22 protein-coding genes and 1 other RNA gene are annotated in these 23,116 nt (G+C 42.2%); 17 read left to right on the top strand and 6 right to left on the bottom strand.

All coding sequences use genetic code 11. The features are described 5' to 3' along the window. Positions 1 to 19: 19 nt before the first annotated feature. The gene (gene eno / locus UP17_RS23470) at positions 20 to 1,315 is read left to right on the top strand and encodes a phosphopyruvate hydratase (RefSeq protein WP_061465548.1); all 1,296 of its coding nucleotides are present in this window, start codon (positions 20 to 22) and stop codon (positions 1,313 to 1,315) included. Between the two features lie 136 nt (positions 1,316 to 1,451). Then, positions 1,452 to 1,622: a hypothetical protein gene (locus UP17_RS28045; RefSeq protein WP_155727472.1), complete on the top strand. Its 171-nt coding sequence runs from the start codon at positions 1,452 to 1,454 to the stop codon at positions 1,620 to 1,622. A gap of 60 nt (positions 1,623 to 1,682) precedes the next feature. Here UP17_RS28045 and UP17_RS23465 read toward each other — a convergent pair whose 3' ends face one another. Both UP17_RS23465 and UP17_RS23460 read right to left on the bottom strand, forming a co-directional pair. Then, the gene (locus tag UP17_RS23465) at positions 1,683 to 2,507 is read right to left on the bottom strand and encodes a M15 family metallopeptidase (protein ID WP_061465547.1); all 825 of its coding nucleotides are present in this window, start codon (positions 2,505 to 2,507) and stop codon (positions 1,683 to 1,685) included. Positions 2,508 to 2,562: 55 nt separating this feature from the next. Further along, complete coding sequence (locus UP17_RS23460) at positions 2,563 to 3,105, bottom strand: hypothetical protein (RefSeq protein WP_061465546.1); 543 nt, start codon at positions 3,103 to 3,105, stop codon at positions 2,563 to 2,565. A 173-nt stretch (positions 3,106 to 3,278) separates the two neighbouring features. Between UP17_RS23460 and secG the strand changes: the two genes are divergently transcribed. The 5 genes from secG to ssrA all read left to right on the top strand — a co-directional run bounded on the left by secG (position 3,279) and on the right by ssrA (position 7,815). After that, positions 3,279 to 3,512, top strand: coding sequence for a preprotein translocase subunit SecG (gene secG / locus UP17_RS23455; protein WP_061465545.1), 234 nt, complete (start codon positions 3,279 to 3,281; stop codon positions 3,510 to 3,512). Positions 3,513 to 3,644: 132 nt separating this feature from the next. Then, positions 3,645 to 4,391 carry an alpha/beta hydrolase gene (locus UP17_RS23450; protein ID WP_061465544.1) on the top strand — a complete coding sequence of 249 codons (747 nt, stop codon included), beginning with the start codon at positions 3,645 to 3,647 and terminating at the stop codon, positions 4,389 to 4,391. Between the two features lie 33 nt (positions 4,392 to 4,424). Beyond that, entirely contained in the window at positions 4,425 to 6,794 is a 2,370-nt protein-coding gene (gene rnr, locus UP17_RS23445) for a ribonuclease R (protein ID WP_061465543.1), read from the top strand. A gap of 68 nt (positions 6,795 to 6,862) precedes the next feature. After that, the gene (smpB, locus tag UP17_RS23440) at positions 6,863 to 7,330 is read left to right on the top strand and encodes an SsrA-binding protein SmpB (RefSeq protein ID WP_057912049.1); all 468 of its coding nucleotides are present in this window, start codon (positions 6,863 to 6,865) and stop codon (positions 7,328 to 7,330) included. A gap of 123 nt (positions 7,331 to 7,453) precedes the next feature. Beyond that, positions 7,454 to 7,815, top strand: a transfer-messenger RNA (tmRNA) gene (gene ssrA, locus UP17_RS23435). 517 nt (positions 7,816 to 8,332) lie between these two features. Here the strand turns inward: ssrA and UP17_RS23430 are convergent. Together UP17_RS23430 and UP17_RS23425 are read right to left on the bottom strand one after the other, a co-directional pair. Next, complete coding sequence (locus tag UP17_RS23430) at positions 8,333 to 8,872, bottom strand: hypothetical protein (protein ID WP_061465542.1); 540 nt, start codon at positions 8,870 to 8,872, stop codon at positions 8,333 to 8,335. A gap of 443 nt (positions 8,873 to 9,315) precedes the next feature. After that, on the bottom strand, positions 9,316 to 9,726 hold the full coding sequence (locus UP17_RS23425; protein ID WP_061465541.1) for a DUF3888 domain-containing protein: 411 nt from the start codon (positions 9,724 to 9,726) through the stop codon (positions 9,316 to 9,318). Positions 9,727 to 9,949: 223 nt separating this feature from the next. Between UP17_RS23425 and UP17_RS23420 the strand changes: the two genes are divergently transcribed. Then, positions 9,950 to 10,177, top strand: a complete 228-nt coding sequence (locus tag UP17_RS23420; RefSeq protein WP_061465540.1) for a hypothetical protein — start codon at positions 9,950 to 9,952, stop codon at positions 10,175 to 10,177. Between the two features lie 123 nt (positions 10,178 to 10,300). Here UP17_RS23420 and UP17_RS23415 read toward each other — a convergent pair whose 3' ends face one another. Together UP17_RS23415 and fdhF are read right to left on the bottom strand one after the other, a co-directional pair. Further along, on the bottom strand, positions 10,301 to 10,777 hold the full coding sequence (locus tag UP17_RS23415; protein ID WP_061465539.1) for a helical membrane plugin domain-containing protein: 477 nt from the start codon (positions 10,775 to 10,777) through the stop codon (positions 10,301 to 10,303). An 18-nt stretch (positions 10,778 to 10,795) separates the two neighbouring features. After that, on the bottom strand, positions 10,796 to 13,735 hold the full coding sequence (gene fdhF, locus UP17_RS23410) for a formate dehydrogenase subunit alpha (RefSeq protein ID WP_061465538.1): 2,940 nt from the start codon (positions 13,733 to 13,735) through the stop codon (positions 10,796 to 10,798). Between the two features lie 334 nt (positions 13,736 to 14,069). Between fdhF and UP17_RS23405 the strand changes: the two genes are divergently transcribed. The 9 genes from UP17_RS23405 to UP17_RS23365 all read left to right on the top strand — a co-directional run bounded on the left by UP17_RS23405 (position 14,070) and on the right by UP17_RS23365 (position 22,999). After that, on the top strand, positions 14,070 to 14,432 hold the full coding sequence (locus UP17_RS23405) for a Na-translocating system protein MpsC family protein (protein ID WP_061465537.1): 363 nt from the start codon (positions 14,070 to 14,072) through the stop codon (positions 14,430 to 14,432). A gap of 55 nt (positions 14,433 to 14,487) precedes the next feature. After that, the gene (gene fdhD, locus UP17_RS23400) at positions 14,488 to 15,285 is read left to right on the top strand and encodes a formate dehydrogenase accessory sulfurtransferase FdhD (RefSeq protein ID WP_061465536.1); all 798 of its coding nucleotides are present in this window, start codon (positions 14,488 to 14,490) and stop codon (positions 15,283 to 15,285) included. A gap of 148 nt (positions 15,286 to 15,433) precedes the next feature. Next, a complete protein-coding gene (locus UP17_RS23395; protein WP_061465535.1) occupies positions 15,434 to 16,306 on the top strand; it encodes a LysR family transcriptional regulator in 873 nt (290 codons plus the stop codon). A gap of 155 nt (positions 16,307 to 16,461) precedes the next feature. Next, on the top strand, positions 16,462 to 17,388 hold the full coding sequence (locus UP17_RS23390; protein WP_061465534.1) for an AEC family transporter: 927 nt from the start codon (positions 16,462 to 16,464) through the stop codon (positions 17,386 to 17,388). A gap of 159 nt (positions 17,389 to 17,547) precedes the next feature. Further along, positions 17,548 to 18,570 (top strand): tripartite tricarboxylate transporter substrate binding protein, encoded by a 1,023-nt coding sequence (locus UP17_RS23385; protein WP_061465533.1) that lies wholly within the window; start codon positions 17,548 to 17,550, stop codon positions 18,568 to 18,570. Positions 18,571 to 18,627: 57 nt separating this feature from the next. Further along, positions 18,628 to 19,083 carry a tripartite tricarboxylate transporter TctB family protein gene (locus UP17_RS23380; protein ID WP_061465532.1) on the top strand — a complete coding sequence of 152 codons (456 nt, stop codon included), beginning with the start codon at positions 18,628 to 18,630 and terminating at the stop codon, positions 19,081 to 19,083. A gap of 18 nt (positions 19,084 to 19,101) precedes the next feature. Continuing rightward, the gene (locus tag UP17_RS23375; protein WP_061465531.1) at positions 19,102 to 20,628 is read left to right on the top strand and encodes a tripartite tricarboxylate transporter permease; all 1,527 of its coding nucleotides are present in this window, start codon (positions 19,102 to 19,104) and stop codon (positions 20,626 to 20,628) included. 77 nt (positions 20,629 to 20,705) lie between these two features. Beyond that, positions 20,706 to 22,298: an ATP-binding protein gene (locus UP17_RS23370; protein WP_061465530.1), complete on the top strand. Its 1,593-nt coding sequence runs from the start codon at positions 20,706 to 20,708 to the stop codon at positions 22,296 to 22,298. Continuing rightward, entirely contained in the window at positions 22,295 to 22,999 is a 705-nt protein-coding gene (locus tag UP17_RS23365; RefSeq protein WP_061465529.1) for a response regulator, read from the top strand. The genes UP17_RS23370 and UP17_RS23365 overlap by 4 nt, the downstream gene beginning before the upstream one ends. Positions 23,000 to 23,116: the final 117 nt, after the last annotated feature.

Below are 23,116 nucleotides of genomic sequence, written 5' to 3'. Positions count from 1 at the left end.
GGAAAAGGAGAGATTTATAATGCCGTACATCGAACATGTATATGCACGCGAAGTGCTTGATTCCCGTGGTAATCCAACAGTAGAAGTAGAAATCCAAACAGAGTCCGGATATTTCGGACGTGCAATCGTACCATCAGGTGCTTCCACAGGGGAACACGAAGCGGTTGAGCTTCGTGACGGAGATAAATCTCGTTACCTGGGTAAAGGGGTACAAAAAGCAGTTGATAATGTAAATGAAATCATTGCTGACGCTGTCATTGGTTTGGATGTAACGAACCAAGCAGGCCTTGACCTTACAATGATTGAACTTGATGGTACTGAAAACAAAGGAAACTTGGGAGCTAATGCAATTCTTGGTGTATCAATGGCTGCTGCCCATGCCGCTGCTGAATTTTCAGGTTTACCATTGTATCGTTATCTTGGAGGATTCAATGCGAAACAACTTCCGACTCCAATGATGAACATCATTAACGGCGGATCACATGCCGATAACAATGTCGACTTCCAGGAATTCATGATCCTTCCTGTAGGTGCCCCTAGCTTCAAAGAAGCCGTTCGTATGGGTGCTGAAGTATTCCATGCATTGAAATCAGTCCTTTCAGCTAAAGGCTTGAATACGGCTGTTGGCGATGAAGGCGGCTTTGCTCCAAACCTTGGATCAAACCGTGAAGCGCTACAAGTCATCATCGAGGCAATTGAAAAAGCAGGCTATAAAGCAGGCGAAGATATCTACCTTGGTATGGACGTAGCTTCATCTGAATTCTATAACAAAGAAACAGGCAAATATGATCTTGCAGGCGAAGGCCGCAATGGCGTTACATCCGAAGAAATGGTCGCTTTCTATGAAGAGCTAGTGAATGAGTTCCCGATTCTTTCCATCGAAGACGGCTTGGATGAAAATGACTGGGATGGCCACAAACTTCTAACTGAACGCATTGGTTCTAAAGTTCAATTAGTGGGTGATGATTTATTCGTAACGAACACGAAAAAATTGGCTGAAGGCATCGAAAAAGGCATCGGCAACTCGATCCTGATCAAAGTGAACCAAATTGGTACACTTACTGAAACGTTTGATGCAATCGAAATGGCGAAGCGCGCAGGCTACACTGCAGTCGTTTCCCACCGTTCAGGTGAAACGGAAGATGCAACAATCGCTGACATCGCCGTTGCAACAAACGCAGGCCAAATCAAGACGGGTTCCATGTCCCGTACAGACCGTATCGCTAAATACAACCAACTTCTTCGCATCGAAGACCAGCTTGGTGACTTGGCTGTATATGGCGGCATGAAATCTTTCTATAACTTGAAGAAGTAATTATCTTGAATTCCGCTTCTGACGAGAAGCGGATGGATTCATAGTAATAATTTCTTTTAACCTCCTATTCAATGTGGCAATCCACATTTGAATAGGAGGTTTTTTATGTTTATGAGGGGGGAAGTGTGCATTCAATATGGGACAGTCCTATTTGTTACCAAAACCTTATGAAGTCAGCGAAAGTGACTATGAAAGTACAGCGCTTCCGGTTCATTTCGAACGGTTATCAAACCTTAAAGTCATTGCTTCATTAAGATGGGCTTGTTACAGCTTAGGCGTGATTCCAGCTGGATTCAAGCCCATTTAATCAAACGTTTGATTAATAAAATCCAAGACAAAAAAAGGTGCCGCATATGGGCACCTTTTCTTATTTATTCGATACAGCTTTCACTGGCACGGCATTATAGTATTCTTCCAATGTACTCTTCGTTTCGGAAATTTCAGTTGCGGCTTCGACACCAACATAGCGGATGTGCCATGGTTCGTATTTATAGCCTGTGATGTTTTCCTTGCCTTCTGGATAGCGGATGATAAATCCGTATTCATGGGCATGCTCGGCAAGCCAGGTCGCTTCATTCGTGTCACCGAAGCAGTCTTGGGCAGCACATGCGCCGTCGTGGGTCGTAACATCAATCGCGAGACCTGTTTCATGCTCGCTTGTCCCAGGCATTGCACTGTAGGTTCTCGCTTTTTCTTCCCCGTCCTTAGCCACATAGTTATTAAAGACCGCGATTTGTGTTTGATGTGAACGGTATGCGGAAACACCGGCAAAGTGCATGTTTTCTTTTTCGGCAGCCTGGAACAATTTTTCAAGAGCCTTTCCCGCTTCTTTGCGCATCATTCTTTTTTCAATTTTATCTTGAAAGATGAAATCTACTTTTGGGTAGATAAGGTCCTCAGGCTTGTAATCTTCCGGCAGGCTGTATTGTTTATTGACAAGTACAGGTATGCTTTCCGGGTTGGCTAATGTCTGAAGGCCAGCCTGTGCGGGTTTAACCGTTTCATCAACTTCCACCTGGCGTTGGGCCGATTCATTTGAATCATTATTCTTATCAGTTTCTGTCTCCTTATCCTGGGAGCTCGGTTGTTCTTCTTTTGGCTCTTTTTTATCATCGCTGGTCAGGTCGAATGAACAGCCAGCCATCAGAATGAAAGATGATAGAGCGGTTGCTGCAAATATAGGTTTTAACATACGAAAGGCCCCTTGCTTTTAATATAAGATTTCCAATAGAAATAGTTTTGAAAGATTATCGTGATAAGTAATCCCTTGTTAATTCACTTTGATATTTATCAAGAAATAAGCCAATCCAGACCACCATCAACAAAAAAGGATAATCATTACGGATTGCGGTTTCCATGACAGGATCAGACCAAAAGTGCGAAAGGAAACCAGATGACATCCTGATTGTCTCGAATGTGACAAGGGTGTGCAGCGATAACCAAAGAATCGTAAGGGTATTGGTCCCAAACCCGATCACCGCTGCTATGATGCTCAGCAAGACGGCTGCTGCCCCGATCAGGAGGACATGAAAGCTTGATTGGAAAAAGTCGATACCGCTATTGGAAAGTCCATTATAAATAATAGCAGTAAAATAAACGGTTGTCGTGATATATGCAGCAAATAATAAGTATCGATTTCCGTGATACTTTGCCAGCAGCAATAGAAGCGGTGATAGGATGATTAATAGGACACTTATAAGATTGCTTCCGCCTGTCCATAAAGAATAACCGGCAAACGCCGAGAATAGGATGGTCAGGAGATCAAGAATCCGAAGTATGGACTTAAACATGGTGACACCTCTTTCTCTTTATGCAAATTATCTCAAACTTTGTTTCAAAAAGAAAATAAACGACTATGGATTTAGGAATTCTTACCATTATAGTATAACAAAGATTGTGGATATTTAGTGGGTGTGGTAAAGTTAAAGTAATTGTTTATTGGTTCTTCAGGAGGTGTAATTGCATGCATGCATTTCTCATAACGCTTTTAGTGATTGTCAGTATCGCCCTCATTGTGACGGTATTGCTTCAATCAGGTAAAAGTGCAGGTTTATCAGGTGCGATTGCCGGCGGTGCCGAGCAGCTATTCGGAAAGCAAAAGGCACGCGGTTTGGACCTAGTTTTACATCGGGCAACGGTAGTATTGGCCATTTTATTCTTTGCTTTAACTTTACTTGTTGCATTCTTTGATGTGTAATGGATCAAAAATGAGTCTAGCTAAATAGCTAGGCTTTTTTCTTTGCACAATAGTCGCATGAATAGATATAGTGATTTTAGTACTTAATTATAGGATAGGGAATTCTATTTACCGATAAAGGAGTTTAAAATCATGAAAATCAAGCTGCAGCAGCCCTTTACTTTTAAAGGCGGAAAAAGAGCTGTTTTACTTTTACATGGATTTACGGGGAATTCCGCAGATGTGCGGATGCTTGGCCGTTACTTGGAGAAACAGGGATACACCTGCCATGCCCCGCATTATAAAGGACATGGCGTTCCGCCAGAGGAGTTAGTGAAAACGGGTCCAACAGATTGGTGGAAAGATGTCATGATGGCCTACGATTTTCTTAAAAGCGAAGGCCATGAAGAAATTGCTGTTGCCGGACTCTCATTAGGAGGCGTATTTTCTCTGAAATTAGGTTACACTGTACCTATAAAGGGTATCGTAACAATGTGTGCGCCTATGTATATCAAAAGTGAAGAAATGATGTATAAAGGAGTATTGGAGTACGCTAGAGAATTTAAGAAGTACGAAGGGAAAACTCAAGAGCAAATAGAGCTTGAAATGGACCTTCTTGCCGATAAGCCCATGAATACATTGAAAGCCCTTCAGGAATTGATAACGGATGTACGAGAGCACGTCGACCTTATTTACGCGCCGACATTTGTCGTGCAGGGCCGGCATGATGATGTTATCAATCCCAAAAGTGCCGATATTATTATTGATGCCATTGAATCACCTGTCAAACAAATCAAGTGGTATGAAGAATCCGGTCATGTCATAACTCTTGATAAAGAACGAAACCAATTGCATGAAGATGTATTTGAATTTTTAGAAAGCCTGGATTGGTCCGAATAACAAATTTATCATACCCTGAATAGGAGGGTTTTCATGGAAGATAACATTCAAGAACATATTAATAAGCTGCTGACGTACATGACGGATGAAGCATATAAGCCGTTAACCGTACAAGAACTGGAAGAGGCTTTGAAAATCGAAGACTCGGCAGATTTCAAGAATTTCGTTAAGGCTTTAGTTAAGATGGAAGAAAAGGGATTGGTGGTCAGAACGAGAAGCAATCGTTACGGCCTGCCGCAAAAAATGAATTTGTTCCGCGGTAAATTAACGGGACATGCAAAGGGATTCGCTTTTGTTACACCTGAAGATAACCCAGGTATGGATGATATTTTCATTCCGCCAAATGAAACGGGTACAGCGATGCATGGAGATGTCGTCATGGTACGAGTATCTTCGGAAACATCCGGCTCAAGACAAGAAGGCACGGTGATCAGAATACTTGAACGCGGAATTACACAAGTGGTCGGTACATACTCGGAAAGTAAAAGTTTTGGTTTCGTCATCCCTGATGATAAAAAGATTGCAAACGATATCTTCATTCCACAGCATGCTTCCCATGGAGCGGTAGAGGGACATAAAGTTGTCGTCAAGCTGACTTCTTATCCTGAAGGACGTGTAAGTGCAGAAGGCGAAGTCATTGAGATTCTTGGGCATAAGAATGACCCTGGTGTAGATATTCTTTCAGTGATCCATAAATATGGTTTGCCGATGGAGTTCCCGGATGACGTCATGGAGCAAGCCAATGCCGTTTCGGATACCATTCAAGAAAGTGAAATTGGCAGTCGCAGGGATTTGCGGAATGATGTTTTGGTCACGATTGATGGAGCGGATGCAAAGGACCTGGATGATGCCGTCACTGTTTCTAAACTTGAAAATGGCAATTATAAGCTTGGTGTCCATATTGCTGATGTCAGCCATTATGTGACGGAGGGTTCGCCAATCGATAAGGAAGCCTTAGAAAGAGGGACGAGCGTTTATTTGGTTGACAGGGTCATCCCGATGATCCCGCATCGTTTATCGAATGGCATTTGTTCCTTGAACCCACAAGTCGACCGTTTTACACTTTCTTGTGAAATGGAAATCACGCCAAATGGTGAAGTTGTCAACCATGAGATTTTCGAAAGTGTCATTAAGACGACTGAACGTATGACATATGGCAATGTGAACAAAATCCTTGTGGATAAGGATGAAGAACAACTCGAACGCTATGAGGCTTTGGTTCCGATGTTCCAGGACATGGAGAAGTTGGCGGCCATCCTTCGTAAAAATCGGATGAACCGCGGTGCAATCGACTTTGATTTCAATGAAGCGAGAGTTATCGTTGATGAAGAGGGACATCCGACTGATGTGGTTTTACGTGAAAGGTCGGTTGCGGAAAAGCTGATTGAAGAGTTCATGCTTGCGGCCAACGAAACCGTTGCTGAGCATTTCAACCGTCTTGACGTTCCGTTCATTTACCGTATTCATGAAGATCCCAAGCCGGAAAAACTGCAGCGTTTCTTTGAATTCATTACGAACTTCGGATATATTGTACGGGGGTCGGCCAATGACGTTCATCCTAAAGCGTTACAGGAAATCATTGAGGCGGTTGCAGGTAAACCGGAAGAAACGGTCATATCCACCGTCATGCTTCGTTCCATGCAACAAGCCAAATATGACCCGGAGAGCTTAGGTCACTTTGGTTTATCAGCTGAGTTTTATACACATTTCACATCACCGATTCGCCGTTACCCGGATTTGATCGTGCACAGGTTGATCAGGACCTACTTGGTGGAAGGTAAACTCGATGAAGCTACGAAGGAGAAATGGAATGCCATTTTACCTGAAATTGCCGATCATACATCGAAACGTGAACGTCGCTCAGTCGATGCTGAACGGGAAACGGATGATTTGAAGAAAGCAGAATATATGCTTGATAAAATCGGCGAAGAATATACCGGTATCATTGGTTCTGTTACGAATTTCGGGATGTTCGTCGAGTTGCCGAACACCATTGAAGGACTTGTCCATGTCAGCTTTATGACGGATGATTATTACCGCTTCGATGAGCGTCAGCTTGCAATGATCGGGGAACGTACCGGTAATGTGTTCCGGATTGGCGATGAGATCGACGTACGTGTTTCCAACGTCAATAAAGAGGAACGCGCCATCGATTTTGAAATTATCGGCATGAAGGTAAGCCGCCCGCGTCCATCTGGCGAGAAGAAAATATTCAAAGCCAACTCAGGTGAACGCAAACGTGGCCGCGGTGGCAATGGGGGACGTAACGAAGGTAAAGGCGGCGGCCGCGGAGGCAGCCGTAATGGAGATTCGCCTTCCTCCGAGAGAAAACCGAAAAAGAAGAAAAAATTCTTTGAAAATGCGCCAGCTGCCAAGCGCAAGAGAAAACCAAAAAAGAGATAAAGATTGAGGCGGGGGGATGATCATTTCATCCTCTCGCCGCGATTGGATGTAAAAAAGGGGAGAGTTAGATGCCAAAAGGCTCAGGTAAACAACTAGCACAAAATAAAAAAGCTTATCATGATTTCTTTATTGAACAAACGTTTGAAGCAGGTATCGTTTTGAAAGGGACGGAAATCAAGGCAATCCGTGCGGCCCGAGTGAATTTGAAGGATGCCTTTGCTAAAATAGAAAATGGTGAAATCTATCTTCATAATATGCATGTCAGTCCATATGAGCAGGGAAACCAGTTTAACCATGACCCGTTGCGGACACGAAAGCTTCTTTTGCATAAGAAGGAAATCAGTAAACTGATCGGTGAAACAAAGGAAACAGGTTACACCATCGTCCCTTTGAAAATGTATTTAAAGAATGGCTTTGCCAAAGTTTTAATCGGACTTGGAAAAGGGAAGAAGCAATATGACAAGCGTGATGACCTGAAGAAGAAGGAAGCGAAACGCGATATTGAACGTGCTTTCCGTGATCGGCAGAAGATGTAGAACTGCCAAGACCTTACAATTGCTTTTTTGAACCAATCTGTTATAATTAAACCTGTACCGATGACAATTGAATATCAGCCAACTTGCTGACTATTCTTCTCTCGTACGCTCCATTTCTATCATGGGGACGTTACGGATTCGACAGGGATAGTTCGAGCTTAAGTTGCGAGTCGAGGGGATCGGCCTCGTTAAAACGTCAACGCCTATAACTGGCAAACAAAACAACAACCTAGCTTTCGCTGCTTAATAACAGTCGATAGCTGTTCCTCCCTCCATGGCCCACGTGGTAGGGTAAGGGACTCACTCTAAGTGGGATACGCCGGAATCCACCGTCTGAGGATGAAGGAAGAGACCAATCAGACTAGCTGCTCTGCCGCCTGTCGATAGGCTAATGAGTTCGCGAAATGCGAATATATCGACTACACTCGTAGAAGCTTAAGTGCCGTTATGTCTGGACGTGGGTTCGACTCCCACCGTCTCCACCAATACATATATTGGTGGTTTTTTATTTGTCTTTGTAAGTTTAAGCATAAATTGTCCTATTGGATAGATTATGCTATATTTTTTGTAAAGACAATTTATGGTTAAATTGAAGTTTAAGTTTATTTGTTGTTCAATACATGTGAAATATTGTAAAACGTCACTACTTCTGAATATATTAAAGATTAGACCAATCCTAATGAAAACAGAAGGAATTCCTTATAATTGTAGCTCGGTGCTTTATTAACAAAAAGGCTTTGTTAAAGATTAATGTTGATGTTAGAACAAATAAAAGAAGACCACCTATATAGGTGGTCTTCTTTAGTGCGTCCTATGGAACTAACGCACCCGTTTGTTTAAATATAATTCTTCACAATCTCCTTCTCCAAAAAAGGAGTTATCCAAGAAGCTTAAAAAATCACGGAACGAGTCACTTTATTATTTCCCCCATTGTTACATTTACGTCATTACACCTGAAAATAGACTATTTCTCTGACTCTAATATGGTTTATAACATGTTGGTTATAAAAAAGAATGAATTAAAAATAGAATTGCAAAAGCAACACCAGATCGCAAATGCCACTTCCGGTCCCTCCTCTGATATCGAAATATTCCCGATATAGGAACTGGAAGCAGTACTAGCAAGGAAAGCAATCCACTTATATTATTGAAATCAAATTTGAAGCCGTGCATAAAAACAGCAACCGTATGCAAGATAATAAAAGCGATGGCGATAATCGCTGCTGGAGTATGCCATCTTCGGGCAAAGCGCAGCAAAGTGGACAACCATTTTTTTACCTTGCCTTGACCTTTCAGCATACGAAGCCTAATAACACGAAGAAGTACATAATAAGCTAGTACAAAAAATAAGGCAATTCTTGCATTGGAGCCAAAACCTTTAAATGTATGTTCGAACTGCCTGCTGTGCAGTGAAAGTTGTAATAGTCCCTTAAATTCCCAAAGCATTATCGAAGCAGCGATAATAATCGCCACGATCACCCATATACGTTCCTTTTTAGGAACCCACCCTTGTTTTTGGACCTTGGTTTCCCGTGTATTCATTGATCTGTCCTCCTATAAATAAGATTAGTGTATACACTACATTTCTGCATTTTTAAATTTAAAAAACAACTTTTATGTTCTTAAATTGGTTATTGTCACAGAAACCCCATCTACTACTTAAGTGACCGATAGACAAGTTTCCATTGTGGTAAAAGATTTGTTAAATCCAAGTGGTTAGGAGAAGACGAATTTTTCCCATGAATTAAGGTGGTGGATGTAAGATTAGAAATTAAAACTACAAATGAAAAAAGCAGTTACTATCTTATATTTCCGTAGGTTCATGGAATAAATCTCCTTTGGATGTAAAATGATATTAGATTATAAAATTTCCTAATTTAAGTATTTTTATGCTCCTTATTAACCCAACGCATATTATTAGTGGATTTCTCTGATTAAAGAGAGAAACAAAAGAAAAAGCTGCCTTTAATAGCTGCTCTAAATTCTTATTGAGACAAATGTTTGTAATCTAATATTTCTATCTTAAAACCATGATTACATTTCAGTTGATTAAGCTTTTCACTGTTACAGGATGGAGATATTCTTAATTTAACTTGGTCGTCTACATAATCCAATGGTTCATTACGTTCGGAAGAGACTTGAATTTTAATATCGACATCGTAAGAATGATTTTCATTGTAACTTATGCCAACAATTCTTTTCCATTGCCAACTCAAATTAAGTCCATACTCTTTTTCAATTTTCTTATCTAGAGTTGGAAATACAATATCTCCAAAAATATCCTCTGTTGTTCCATACCATCCTTCCACTTTTGAAACCGATTCTGCTTTAACTGCTTGCATAGGAGTAAAGGCAAATAAAAAAAATCCTAATAAGATTAAATATCGCTTAGCCATCAAGGTTCACCTCATATTTCTGTTACTCCTTATTCTTTAGCTAAACTCAATAGTTATGCCTTAGTAAACTAACCTGCCCCTTTAGTGCCATAAGAAAAAGAGCTGCCAAAGCAACTCTCTTATTGATGTAAAGCACCTGTTCGTTCATTAAGAAGAGGTTGCTTCAACAACCTCCCTTATTGATTAAAGCACGTATTCCCTGACTTTCTTTGAGTGTGGGGTGTTGAGAAAGTATCTTGCTGAAAAGATCGAGACTTATCTTTTTGCTCAACTACCTAAGCCAAGTGAGTATCCAAATGTTTTAAAAATTTCTGCTGGAGATTACTGGTGTATCCAAAATAACGGCTGGTCTATTGATTCTGCTACTGAAATTTTTAGCGAGGAATGGATATCTGATGACGAGTTTTTTGTCACCGAATCCAAAATTTATGGGAATAATAACATTATTTAGCCTAGGTGTAGATTTATCAATTTGATTACATTATCCCGATAGCATTTCATTTATCCTTTTTTATTCATGATAGAACAAAGACTCAAAAGAAGCATGAACTTCTCTTAAGTCTTTGTTCCAATCTTATTCCTTCAATTCCTTGCCCATTCCCTTTAGGAAGTGGACGCCAAAGCCGATCGCCCGGTTTATGTCTGGATCATTCAACGTTTTCATTAAATCCATCACGCCGATCTTCTTTTCGGTCTGAAGGAATTTGTTTCCTTCATCAATTCCTGAAAGTGCACTGTTCAGCAGTTTCGTGGATTGTGCGGCATCGGCGTTCATCAATGCTCCTGTTGCCCCCATAAGGGTATTGATCAGGTTTGTGACAGGTTGCCTTGTGACTTGTTGAAGAGCGATTTTAGCAATTTGTTCTTTTCCTTGAAGCATGGAAGTCGCAGCTTCGAATACGCCCGAGTCATTCAGTTCATTGACAATTTTAAACATATTGATTAACGCATCTTCATTATCGGTGATCAGCGTTTTCAGTTCTTCCATTTTTTGTAGCTTTATTTCTTCCTCAGTAATGGGATTATGGATTTCCGTAATTGGAGCTGCCATGATCATCGCCCTCCTTGTTTATTTATCCGTTAAGTGAACATAGCCTGGACGGGCCCACTTACGTTCAACCTCGACACCATTTTGAGGGTGACGTTTTTTATTTCGCGGATTGGTGCCCGGTAATGGGATGTCTCCGCTTGCATGTAATACTTCCATGCGGACCATCGTCTGTTTGTATGCGGGTGTGCTTGTGCGTTGATCATAGATAGGACCAGTCAGGAAGTTAATGGCTGAATCTTTATCGACTGAGTTCATCGGTAAAAATAGCTCATTATTTTTTACTCGGTCTGTGATCAGGACTTTTAATTTAACGGCCCCGAATGGTGACACTAAGCGAACGAGTCCGCCATCACTGACTTTACGTTCTTTTGCAAGTTCTGGTGAAACCTCAACGAAAATATCAGGAACCTTTGATTGGATTCCATTGGATTTGTTCGTCATATTTCCTTCATGGAAATGCTCCAGGATGCGTCCATTATTGATATGAAGGTCATATTCTGCTGGGAATTTATGAGGTTCTACCCAGTCAGCCAGTGCAAAGCGTGCTTTCTTATCAGGGAAGTTGAAGCCATCCAAATAAAGAAGCGGCGTGTTTGACCCATCATGGCTTCCCCATAGGAAGCTGTTCCAGCCTTCCAGCACATCGTAATTCGCTTGGCTGAATATCGGTGACAGGCTGGCCATTTCATCATAGATTTCACTAGGATGGGTGTAGTTCCAATTCGCACCTAAGCGGTTGGCGATCTCTTGAGTGATCTCCCAGTCCGCTTTAGAATCTCCCATAGTGGGAAGGGCTTTATATAAACGCTGTACACGGCGCTCTGTATTGGTGAACGTTCCGTCTTTTTCTAGAGATGGAGCTCCGGGTAATACCACGTCAGCATATTGGGCTGTCCTTGAAAGGAAAATATCCTGGACAACAAAGAAATCCAACCCGGATAACACTTTATCAACATGGTTTGCATCCGCATCGACAAGTGCCATATCTTCACCTACAAGATACATGGCCTTCATATCGCCTTTTTCTATCGCTTTAAGCATTTCAATATTGTTCATGCCTGGTTTGCCATCAATTTTCACTCCATAAGCTTTTTCGAATTTAGTACGTGCCACGTCATCGGTAACATGCTGATATCCTGGAAGCCATGTTGGAAGAGTGCCCATATCGCAAGCGCCCTGTACATTGTTATGGCCGCGAAGCGGATAAGCTCCCGCTCCTGGGCGACGGTAGTTGCCTGTAGCTAATAGCAGGTTGGAAATTGCAGCCGAAGTGTCGGAAGCACCAGTGTTTTGTGTAACGCCCATTCCCCAGAGAATGCATGTTCCGTCTGCATCGCGAATTGTCTCGGCTATTTGGATCAATGTTTCTTTTGAAATACCTGTGTGTGTTTCTGCGTATTCCAAGGTATATTTTTCAAGTACTTCTTTATAATCGTCGAAGAAGTTAACATTTTCATTGATGAATTCTTGATCATGCCAGCCTTGATCGATCATATATTTTGTAACCGCCATCAACCAAACCTGGTCTGTTCCTTGTTTTGGACTGATATGGATGTCGGAACGCTCGGCCATTTCATTTTTGCGGATGTCAGCTACGATCAGTTTTTGTCCGTGAAGCTTGTGTGCCCGTTTAACGCGTGTCGCCAGTACGGGATGGCCTTCTGCCGGGTTAGCCCCAACGATGATGACAAGACCTGCTGCGGCGATATCTTTAATCGTACCAGCATCACCGCCCATGCCGACTGTACGGAACAGTCCGTCAGTTGCTGGGGATTGACAGTAACGAGAGCAATTGTCGACATTGTTCGTTTCGAACATTTGCCGTGCCAGTTTTTGAATCACATAGTTTTCTTCATTCGTGATCTTGGATGAGGAAATGAAGCCTACAGAATTTTCGCCGTATTGCTGTTTGATCGAACCCAGTCTGGATGCAACCAAATCAAGTGCTTCATCCCAGCTTGATTCAACGAATCTTCCATTTTTCCGAATCAGGGGCTTTGTCAAACGTTTTTCCGAGTTTACGAAGTCCCAGCCGAATTTCCCTTTGACACATGTGGATATCGCATTGACGGGTGCTTCATGAGTAGGTTGGACTTTAAGGATTTTCCGGCCTTTTGTCCAGACTTCGAAAGTGCATCCTACCCCACAGAACGTACAGACTGTTTTTGTCTTCTTCGTCCGTGTATCACGCATTGCCGCTTCAATCTCCGAAATGGCAAAAATCCCGCTGTATCCAGGTTCCACTTCTTTGACAAGGTCAATCATTGGTTCAAGCATATCGTTTTTTAAACCAGACATGAAACCCGCCTCACCCAGCATCGATTTTTCCATTAATGCATTACATGGACAAATGGTTACACACTGTCCGCAACCTACACAAGATGAGTTATTGATTTCCGTTCCTTCATCCCAAATTACTCGAGGGCGTTCTGCTTCCCAGTCGATGGAGAGCGTCTCATTGACCTGAAGGTTTTGGCAAACTTCGACACATTGCCCGCATGCGATGCATTGATTGGCATCATAACGGTAAAATGGATGGGACATATCGACGGCACCCAATTCCACTTTCGGTGTGTAAGGATATTTTTGGTGTTCAATTTCCATTAATTCTGCTGTGTTATGTAGTTTGCAATTTCCGTTATTATTATCACATACAGTACAGTATAAAGAATGGTTTTCCAGGATCCGGTCCATGGCCTCGGTTTGGGCTTCTTTTGCCTTGCTTGAGTCCAAGGCTATATCCATGCCTCTCATTGCTTTTGTCGAACATGATCTGACGAGTTTCCCATTGACCTCGACGATGCATGTGTCGCATGTTTGGATCGGATCCACTTCGGGAACATAACAAATCTGTGGATGAGCTATCTCATGTTGATTGATGACCTCCAGTATTGTCGTTCCTTCATTAGCGGTATAATCCTTCCCATTGATTTTGATGGAAATGTTTGAATCGCTCATTATATTTCCCCCTTTTATAGCCAAAAAGACGCAAAAAACCACCATGATTACACCTTCGGCTCTAAAACGGTGGTGTAGGTCATGGTGGAATAGTTTAATAGCAAAGCTTGCCAATATACCAATCCATACCATAATGGATAATTTTAAAAAAGATAGGGACACAACAGTACACTATTATGCTCCCAACTTTCATCATTGATATTATACCTTTAATTATAAAAAGAAACAATCCTGGAAAGAGGGTATCATTCCCAAATTCCTTTCGTTTTTCTTCGCGTTGATTTATGATAAGAAAATTGAGAACTTAATTTTCTTAAATTGGAGTGACGTAACGGTGTCAAAAGTTATCCATGAATTCAATGATATGATTCGTAAGCTGCGCAAGGAACTATTCGGTAAAGGACCAGAACGGATACACACGGTTTTCGTGGAAAATATGGCCGTTTCTACGTTATATGGGAATTTGACTCCTACGGAAATGTTCATATCAAGATCAGAGGAAGGAAGGGACATGGTCCATTCAGCACGAACCAAAATGGTTCAGGATGTGTATTCGGAGAGTCCTCCAGATGGAATGGAAGAACTGGTTGGAGCTAAACTGGTCCATTTGTTTTCAGACATCAAAATTAAAGAGAACATAGCGATTTCCGTATTCGTATTTGATAAGGATATAGCGGCCAAACTCAACGGGCATTGACCATGTTCCTTACATATTGGTCAATTGGCTCCTGGATAGTAAAAGGAGTGGGAACATGAAGGCGATTGAAATGAAGAGGAAGATCATCCGGATAACCAAAGGCAACATCGAGCGGACGGAAGATACGATCGTAACGGAGTATCCCGTTACTGTCAAAATAAATGGCCAGGAATTCGTCACGATGGTTTGTACTCCTGAATACATCGAGGATATGGTGATTGGTTATTTGGCTTCGGAAGGCATCATCAAAAAATATGATGAGATAAAAGAAATTTGGGTCCGGGAAAAAGAAGGCTTTGTTCATGTGAAGATAGATAAAGTGAATCCCTACTTCCAGGACTTTCAAAATAAGCGGTATATTACATCATGCTGCGGAATGAGCAGACAAGGGTTCGTCTTTGTGAATGATGCATTGACTGCCAAGAAAATGGATAATGTTTCGGTGAGACTGACTCCCGGTGACTGCTTCCGCTTGATGAAGGATTTACAAAATTCCGCTGTCACCTTTCAGAACACAGGCGGAGTCCACAATGCGGCTTTATGCGATGTCGATGGCCTCGTATTAAGCAGGATGGACATCGGACGGCATAATGCCTTGGACAAAATATACGGCCATTGCTTGAAAAATGGTATTTCGATAGAAGGGAAAGCCATCGTGTTCAGCGGCCGGATTTCATCGGAAATTCTCTTGAAAGTGGCGAAAATCGGCTGTGAACTGATCCTCTCGAAATCCGCTCCAACCGAATTGGCTTTGGAGCTTGCTGAAGGATTGGGAATCACCACGGTCGGGTTCATTCGTAATGATTCACTGAATATCTATACATGCCCTGAAAGAATTCAATTGAATGACTGAGCATCTTCTGCTTGAAAGATGCTTACGGGAAAGTCCTTGCCGGCATGGCTTGGGCTTTTTTTGTCTTTGTTAAATGATATCTCCAAAAGTCCATTTATGGTACATTTTTAATAAAACATTCAAGGAAAAGCGTATCGGAGGAAGGGTTATGAACGAAAGGGATTGGCATATTTTAAAGGTGTTGCATGAACATAAGAATATTACTAAAACGGCGCAAAGTTTATATATTTCACAACCTTCTTTAACGAAACGGATTCAACAAATAGAGAAGGAATTCAATCTAAAGATTGTGGAGCGGGGAACAAGAGGAGTGCAGTTCACCCCACAAGGGGAATATTTGGCCATCTGTGCGGATGAGATGCTGATCAGGCTCCGGCAGATAAAAGAGACAGCATTCAATATGGGTCAGGAGATCAGTGGAACATTACGGCTGGGTGTTTCCAACTATATTACGCTGCATAAATTGCCTGGCCTGTTGAGATTATTTCGTGAACGATATCCTAAAGTGGATTTCCATGTGACTACTGGATGGAGTAAAGAAGTACTGAACCTCATTTACAAGGAAGAAGTGCATGTCGGGATTGTACGGGGGGACTATCAATGGTCAGGATCAAGGCATCACCTTTTTGAGGAAACGATTTGTATTGCTTCTAAGGAAAAAATCGAAGTTCGGGACCTGCCCTCATTGCCGAGGATCGATTATAGGACCGATGCCCTTTTAAAAACAATGATCGAAAATTGGTGGAGGGACAATTTTTCAGGACCTCCTTTGGTGGGTATGGAAGTGGATAAAGGCGATACATGCAAAGAAATGGTCAGGAATGGACTGGGATATGGGATCCTTCCTAGTGTTTTATTGGAGAAAGACCAAAGCCTCCATCAAATGGACCTTAAGGATAAGCAAGGAAATCCACTTATCAGGAATACATGGATGTTATATCATGAAAAGTCGCTGGAATTAAAACTGGTCAAAGCGTTTGTCGAATTTGTCAAAGATGTCGATTTCATGAGTGATATTTAAATAGAAGCGCAGAAACTTCTGTGCTTTTTTTGCCATTCCATTTTTTAATGGTTAACGATAATTTATTGGTATTTTAATTATGGCTTTCACGGCATTATGATAGATGGGAGATGTAAATCAACAGGAATTAGCCTAAGGAATGGAGAGGAAGTCAAGTGAGTGTCCTGTTTCTAATCGTATTGAATGTCATTGTGCCGGTCTTTTTTCTTATAGGGGCGGGGGCCGTTATGCATCGTAAATTCAAGCTGGATCTGAATACGCTGTCTAAATTGAATAACTTCCTGCTCATGCCGGCCATTAGCTTTGTCAATATATATCAAAGCAATATGGGCGGGGGGATGATTGTCCAGATATTCAGCTTCCTTGCTCTTCAAGCAGTAAGCCTCATCATTGTGAGCTCAGTGATTGCTAAACTTGCCAGGTTCGATCAAAGTCTCTCTGCCACGTTTAAAAATAGTGTGGTCTTGAATAACTCTGCCAATTTCGGGTTACCCGTCAGTCAGATGGTTTTTCATGCCAATCCTCTTGGCCTGTCGATCCAAGTCATCGTGATCATTTTTCAAAACCTGTTGACCTATACCTATGGATTGATGAACTCCGTTTCCGTCCATACAAAAAGTGCCAAGGGTGCCATTCGCGAGTTCCTGAAGAACCCCGTCATTTATGCTCTTTTACTCGGTCTACTAATGCAGGCCACTTCTTTCGAAATTCCTCTGTTCCTATGGACCCCGATTAATAATATCGCGAGTGCTTTCATAGCCATAGCCTTGATTACATTGGGTGCACAGAGTGCCTACTTGAAAATGACGCATTTCCCTCTTCCGCTTATCCTTAGCTTGATTGGACGTTTAATACTCTCGCCATCCATCGCATTCCTAATCATTCTCATGCTGGGCTTGGAAGGGACTGTCGCTCAGGGGTTATTTATCGCAAGTTCATTTCCAACATCTAGAAACAGCGCATTATTCGCTTTGGAATATGACAACCATCCGGAGTATGCGGCACAGGCGGTCTTGATGTCGACTTTATTCAGCAGTCTAACGGTAACAATTGTCGTATATCTATCAAAAATACTATTCTAGCAGGGCTGCTCGCAATGGGCAGTCTTTTTCCACATGTCCACCCATAAAACTTTATGAACAATATGGAGATTATGAAATTTATGTATTTTAGGTGAATAATTAAAGAAAAGGAAGATAATTTTGTAGAATTAAGAAAACGCTTTCAAAAGGGGGATTCATATGTTTTCTCGTAAAAAGATTTATGCGGTCATGTTGGCAGGTTCTCTAGCTTTAAGTTTAGGTGCATGCAGCAGTTCGGATACATCAGGAGAGAAGAAAGAAAGTACAGGTTATCCGAAAAAGGCCATTACGATCGTTGCTCCTTCGGGTGCAGGTGGGGGATGGGATTTGACGGCCCGTTCATTTACAAAGGTCTTGGGGGAGACAAAACTGGTGAACCAGCCATTAACCGTCGAAAACAAACCCGGTGGCGGGGGTGCTGTCTTCATGGCGGATTATGCGACACAGCAAGCAGATAATAATGACATGCTTTTCGTGAATTCACCGCCTGTCATCATCAATAACCTTAAAAAAGAGGGAAACAGTCCTTATGGATATAAAAATACGACTCCATTGGCGCAGCTGACAAAAGATTATGGAGCGATAGTGGTAAAGGCGGATTCTGAATTCAAGGATTTGAAATCAATGCTGGAAGTGGTGAAGAAAGATCCTCGTAAGTTAACCTTTGCGGGAGGATCTGCTCCGGGATCCATGGATCATTTGATTTCCATTCTTCCAGCCTATGAATATGGCTTGAATCCAACTGAACTTAAATACGTCTCGTACGACGGTGGCGGGGAAGCGATTACAGCGTTGCTTGGTGGAAATGCGGATGTGATCGGAACGGATGCATCCAGTGTCAGGGAATTTTTAAAAGCAGGAAAGATTAGAGTGCTGGCCGTAACCTCGACTGAACGCTTGGGTGGAGATCTTAAAGACATACCGACGGCAAAGGAACAGGGTGTCGATGCGGAATTCACGATTTGGAGAGGCGTTTTTGGACCTCAGAATATGTCTGAGGAAGCGAAAACCTTTTGGGACGGATCCATTGCAAAGTTAGTTAAAACCTCTGAATGGAAAAAGGAAGTGGAAGTTCAAGGATGGGAACAAGAATATAAAAATAGTGAGGAATTCAGTAAGTTTTTAGAAGAGCAGGAGAAACAGGTGCAGAAATTATTAGAAGCTTTAGGCATGGAAAAATAATGGAGAAGAAGGAGGTGCTTTCACCTTCTTCTTATTTTCTGAAATGGAGGGATAAGGATGGACGTGAAATTCGATCGTTTTGCATCCGTAGCTTTTCTGGCTGTCGGAGTGCTGTTTATGATAGGTAGCAGGAAGCTATCCAGTTCTTCTTATGGAAGTTCGGTAGGACCGGACATTTTCCCTTTTGTATTGGGATTGGTCCTTGCCGCTTTAAGCATTCGCCTGTTCTATGAGGCGTATCGTAGCAGGAGACAAGAGTCGAGTAAGGAAAAGCTGGAGTACAAGCCCTTTATCATTATTTTTATTTCAACCTTGATTTATATTTTGACACTGGAAACGATAGGATATGTCATTACGACCTTTCTCTTTTTATTTGTTTGCTTTCAAACGATGGAACGGAATAAGTGGGTGACATCGCTCATCATTTCTGCAGGATTTTCCGGAATCGTCTATTTTTTATTCGTGAACGTTTTAAAGGGAACCTTGCCGGGTTGGCCAATCTGGTTTTCATAAAAGAAAGGAGGATGGGAAGTGGACACTTTTGTTTATTTATTGCAGGGATTTGAAACGGCACTTATTTGGTATAATATACTTTTTGCATTTGTCGGAGTATTGATCGGAACCGCTGTCGGCGTTTTGCCTGGGATCGGGCCGATGAGCGGTGTGGCTCTTTTAATTCCGGTAACCGCCTCGATTACAGGTGGACTTCCACCAGAGCAGGCGGCGACAAGTGCCATCATTTTACTTGCAGGTGTTTATTATGGAGCGATGTATGGAGGGTCGACGACCTCCATCCTATTGAATACACCGGGCGAATCTTCTTCTGTCGTCACGACATTGGATGGCTACCAAATGGCGAAGAAGGGCAGAGCAGGAAGTGCGCTATCCATTTCGGCCATCGGTTCCTTCGTTGGAGGGATAGTCACACTTATAGCCATGATTGCCTTAGCTCAACCATTATCGACGATTGCCATTAAATTCGGTCCGGCTGAGTATTTTTCGCTCATGATCCTAGGGCTGGCGGCTGTCAGTGGTCTCGCGGGAAAATCCGTAACAAAGGCGTTAATTATGACTGTTTGCGGCTTGCTGATTGGGACGATAGGCATTGATAATGTATCAGGAATAGCTCGTTTTACATTCGATGTTCCCTGGTTATATCAGGGGATTGAATTCCTGACAATTGCAGTAGGGTTATTCGCCCTTGGAGAAGTGTTCAAGACGATCTTAGAAAAAGAAGAGGATGACGGGGAAATCGCGAAGATTAGTAATTTGATTCCTTCCCGAGAAGAGTTCAAGGAATCTGCGGGTCCCATTGCCCGGGGATCGCTCTTGGGTTTCTTTGTAGGAATCCTGCCGGGTGCAGGGGCCACTCTTGCTTCTTTCTTCTCATACCTTATGGAAAAACGGATTTCAAAAAAACCCGAGAAATTTGGCACGGGAGCGATTGCTGGAGTGGCTGGACCTGAAACGGCCAATAACGCCGCGTCTGGGGGAGCGATGATTCCATTATTGACGCTGGGAATTCCAGGTTCCGGTACAACGGCCATTTTAATGGGGGCACTCATGATGTACAATGTCCAGCCTGGTCCATTATTATTCGAAGATCATCCTCAGGTGGCTTGGGGACTTATCGCAAGTATGTTCATTGGGAATCTGATGCTCCTCATCCTTAATCTACCGCTCGTTAAGGTTTTTGCGAAAATCATTGAAACGCCAAAGAAATATTTGATTCCGATCATAATCGCAATTTCCATTTTTGGCGTTTATGCGGTACAAGTATCGACTTATGATTTATTGCTATTATTAGGATGCGGGGTCTTGGGATATTTCTTAAGTAAAAATGATTATCCTATCGCCCCATTGGTATTAGGGCTGGTCTTAGGACCGATGATAGAAAATAATATGCGCAGGGCCTTGACGATATCCGATGGGGATTACAGTTTGTTTTTCACTCGGCCGCTTTCCCTAACCTTCCTGATTGTAACGGCGTTATGGCTGCTCATTCCGGTTTTACTTAAGAAGAGGGGGAAGGATGTTGTCATTAATATTGAAGGTTAACTGATATTTTCTGAATGTTATGAAAACCCCTTTTTTAAAGGGGTTTTTTTTTATATGATGTATGAAGAGGTGATTGAATGCGTTTACACACCAAGTTGATGCTGGGCATCTGTACGTTAATCATCTTAATGGGGGGAATCTTTGAAGTTATTTTTATAAATATCTTAGAAAATAACCTGAAACAGGAAACAGGGGAAAAAGCATTGTCAGTTGCCCAGACCATTTCTTTGCTGCCTGAGATTAAACAAGCTTTTCGGACGGAAAATCCTTCTGTAATCATTCAGCCCATCGCGGAAAAGATTCGCAGGCAGATCGATGCGGAATTCATAGTAATAGGAGATGAGAATGAAACACGGCTGTCCCATCCGGATCCAAACTTGATCGGGAAGAAAATGGTAGGGGGGGATAACGGCGAGGTTTGGAATGGGAAATCCATCATCACGGAGTCGACTGGGACATTGGGTCCTTCCATAAGGGGGAAATCCCCGATAATGGCAAATGGAAAAGTCATTGGTGTAGTCTCTGTTGGCTACCTTCAGGATGATATTGAAAAAGAAGTGTCCAGAATACAACGAAAGATAGTATGGACCATCTCTTTTATCTTAATCGGCGGTTTATTAATAGCCTTTTTCATTTCATTAAATATAAAAAAGGCGATATTGGGTCTTGAGCCGAAAGAGATTGCCTGGATGTTTCAAGAAAAGCATGCCATTTTGGAAACGATTCATGAAGGCATCATCGCCATTGATGTTCATGGGAAAATCACCGTCGTCAATGAAACGGCACATAAAATCCTGGATATCCCTAAAGACGTCATGCTTCGCGGGGAAAAAATTGAAGAAGTCATCAGGCATACACATTTGCTGGATGTGGTCAGCACGGCACAGGCCGAGTATGACCGGGAATTCATGATTGACGGTGAAATTTTTTTGGCAAGCCGGATTCCCATTTTGAATGGACAGGGTGAAGTCATCGGTGCTGTAGCAAGTTTGCGGAATAAGTCGGAACTATCCAATCTCCTTCAAGAGCTATCACATGTAAAGGCGTATGCAGAAGGGCTCAGGGCCCAGACACATGAATATTCCAATCGGCTCTATACTCTATTAGGCCTGATCCAACTGGGATCCTATAAAGAAGCGATTGATTTCATATCGAAGGAAGTGGATGTCACTCAAGGCTTCATTCACTTTCTGATGAAGGAAGTGAATGATCCGATTATTGCCGGGTTCATTTTAGGGAAAGTAAGTTTAGCCAGCGAGCTGAAAATTGACTTTACTATTGATAGAGAAAGCAGTTTTAAAGATATTCCGCCCGAAATAGATCGGGATTTATTAGTGACGATCATCGGCAACCTTATCAATAATGCCTTCGAAGCTGTACGCGAAAATCAAAGGGAGGAAAAAAGGGTATCGTTGTTCGTGACGGATCTGGGTAAAGAGTTGATCATTGAAGTTGAAGATAATGGGAAAGGAATGAATTCAGAGGTTACCGAACGTATTTTCCAGGACGGTTTTACGACGAAAAGCCATCAAACCAATTCAGGTATAGGTTTGGGCCTTGTCCAGGAAGCGATTGATGGATTAGGGGGATATATCACTTTTTCGACGAAAGAAGGGGAATATACGATCTTTACTATAGCCATACCAAAAAACAGAGGGGTGATTAGATGAAGGCCATTCGCGATATAGAAGTTTTAATCGTAGAAGATGACTTACGGATTGCCGAGATACAGAGGCTATTCATCGAAAAGATTGAGGGGTTTAAAGCAATCGGGATCGCGTCAAGTTATGTCGAGGCTAAAAGCTTCATTGAAATCATGCAGCCGGATTTATTATTGCTCGATATGTATTTTCCGGATATGAATGGGCTCGATATCTTGAAAGATATTAAGCAGCAAAGCAAACAAATGGATGTCATTATGATAACGGCGGCAAAAGAGATCGAAAAGGTCCAGGAGGCCATCAAGATCGGCATATTTGATTATATTATCAAGCCTGTCGCATTTGAGCGTTTCAAGCAGTCCTTACGCAGATATAAAGAGTATTACATTAAATTGTCTGAATTGGAAAAGGGCAATTTTCCCGTGACGCAGCAACAGGTGGATAAGCTATTGCGAAAGGAAATGAATGACAAGGACAGGACCCAGACTTCACTGCCAAAAGGAATCGATAGGATGACTTTGGAGAAGGTGATGGTTGTTTTGGGGAAAGCCTCCCCGGGGTTAACTGCCGAAATAGTGGCAAAGGAAATCGGGGTGAGCAGGACAACGGCAAGACGCTATCTTGAACACTTGATGTCCGAGGAAAAAATCGAAGCCGATCTGACATATGGCACGGTAGGCCGGCCTGAACGGGTTTATGCAATAAAGTAATAAATGGATTCGCCAGATGGCGGATCTTTTTTTTGATCGAATATTTTACTGCTTATTTATTTGGAATCAGGAATTTATGTGTGGAATGATTGATGGGACTTTGAGTGAATTTATCAT

The organism is Peribacillus simplex (assembly GCF_001578185.1).
Lineage (GTDB): Bacteria > Bacillota > Bacilli > Bacillales > DSM-1321 > Peribacillus > Peribacillus simplex_A.
Note: the sequence above shows the minus strand (reverse complement) of the source record. Positions and strands in the feature narration are given on the sequence as shown.

Coding starts and splice junctions, on each gene's coding strand:
- UP17_RS23365 (WP_061465529.1), top strand. CDS start 22,295: ATGAAGGCCATTCGCGATATAGAAGTTTTAATCGTAGAAGATGACTTA.
- fdhD (WP_061465536.1), top strand. CDS start 14,488: ATGAAGGCGATTGAAATGAAGAGGAAGATCATCCGGATAACCAAAGGC.
- UP17_RS23465 (WP_061465547.1), bottom strand. CDS start 2,507: ATGTTAAAACCTATATTTGCAGCAACCGCTCTATCATCTTTCATTCTG.
- UP17_RS23385 (WP_061465533.1), top strand. CDS start 17,548: ATGTTTTCTCGTAAAAAGATTTATGCGGTCATGTTGGCAGGTTCTCTA.
- secG (WP_061465545.1), top strand. CDS start 3,279: ATGCATGCATTTCTCATAACGCTTTTAGTGATTGTCAGTATCGCCCTC.
- UP17_RS28045 (WP_155727472.1), top strand. CDS start 1,452: ATGGGACAGTCCTATTTGTTACCAAAACCTTATGAAGTCAGCGAAAGT.
- rnr (WP_061465543.1), top strand. CDS start 4,425: ATGGAAGATAACATTCAAGAACATATTAATAAGCTGCTGACGTACATG.
- UP17_RS23415 (WP_061465539.1), bottom strand. CDS start 10,777: ATGGCAGCTCCAATTACGGAAATCCATAATCCCATTACTGAGGAAGAA.
- smpB (WP_057912049.1), top strand. CDS start 6,863: ATGCCAAAAGGCTCAGGTAAACAACTAGCACAAAATAAAAAAGCTTAT.
- UP17_RS23430 (WP_061465542.1), bottom strand. CDS start 8,872: ATGAATACACGGGAAACCAAGGTCCAAAAACAAGGGTGGGTTCCTAAA.
- UP17_RS23370 (WP_061465530.1), top strand. CDS start 20,706: ATGCGTTTACACACCAAGTTGATGCTGGGCATCTGTACGTTAATCATC.
- fdhF (WP_061465538.1), bottom strand. CDS start 13,735: ATGAGCGATTCAAACATTTCCATCAAAATCAATGGGAAGGATTATACC.
- eno (WP_061465548.1), top strand. CDS start 20: ATGCCGTACATCGAACATGTATATGCACGCGAAGTGCTTGATTCCCGT.
- UP17_RS23460 (WP_061465546.1), bottom strand. CDS start 3,105: ATGTTTAAGTCCATACTTCGGATTCTTGATCTCCTGACCATCCTATTC.
- UP17_RS23395 (WP_061465535.1), top strand. CDS start 15,434: ATGAACGAAAGGGATTGGCATATTTTAAAGGTGTTGCATGAACATAAG.
- UP17_RS23450 (WP_061465544.1), top strand. CDS start 3,645: ATGAAAATCAAGCTGCAGCAGCCCTTTACTTTTAAAGGCGGAAAAAGA.
- UP17_RS23380 (WP_061465532.1), top strand. CDS start 18,628: ATGGACGTGAAATTCGATCGTTTTGCATCCGTAGCTTTTCTGGCTGTC.
- UP17_RS23425 (WP_061465541.1), bottom strand. CDS start 9,726: ATGGCTAAGCGATATTTAATCTTATTAGGATTTTTTTTATTTGCCTTT.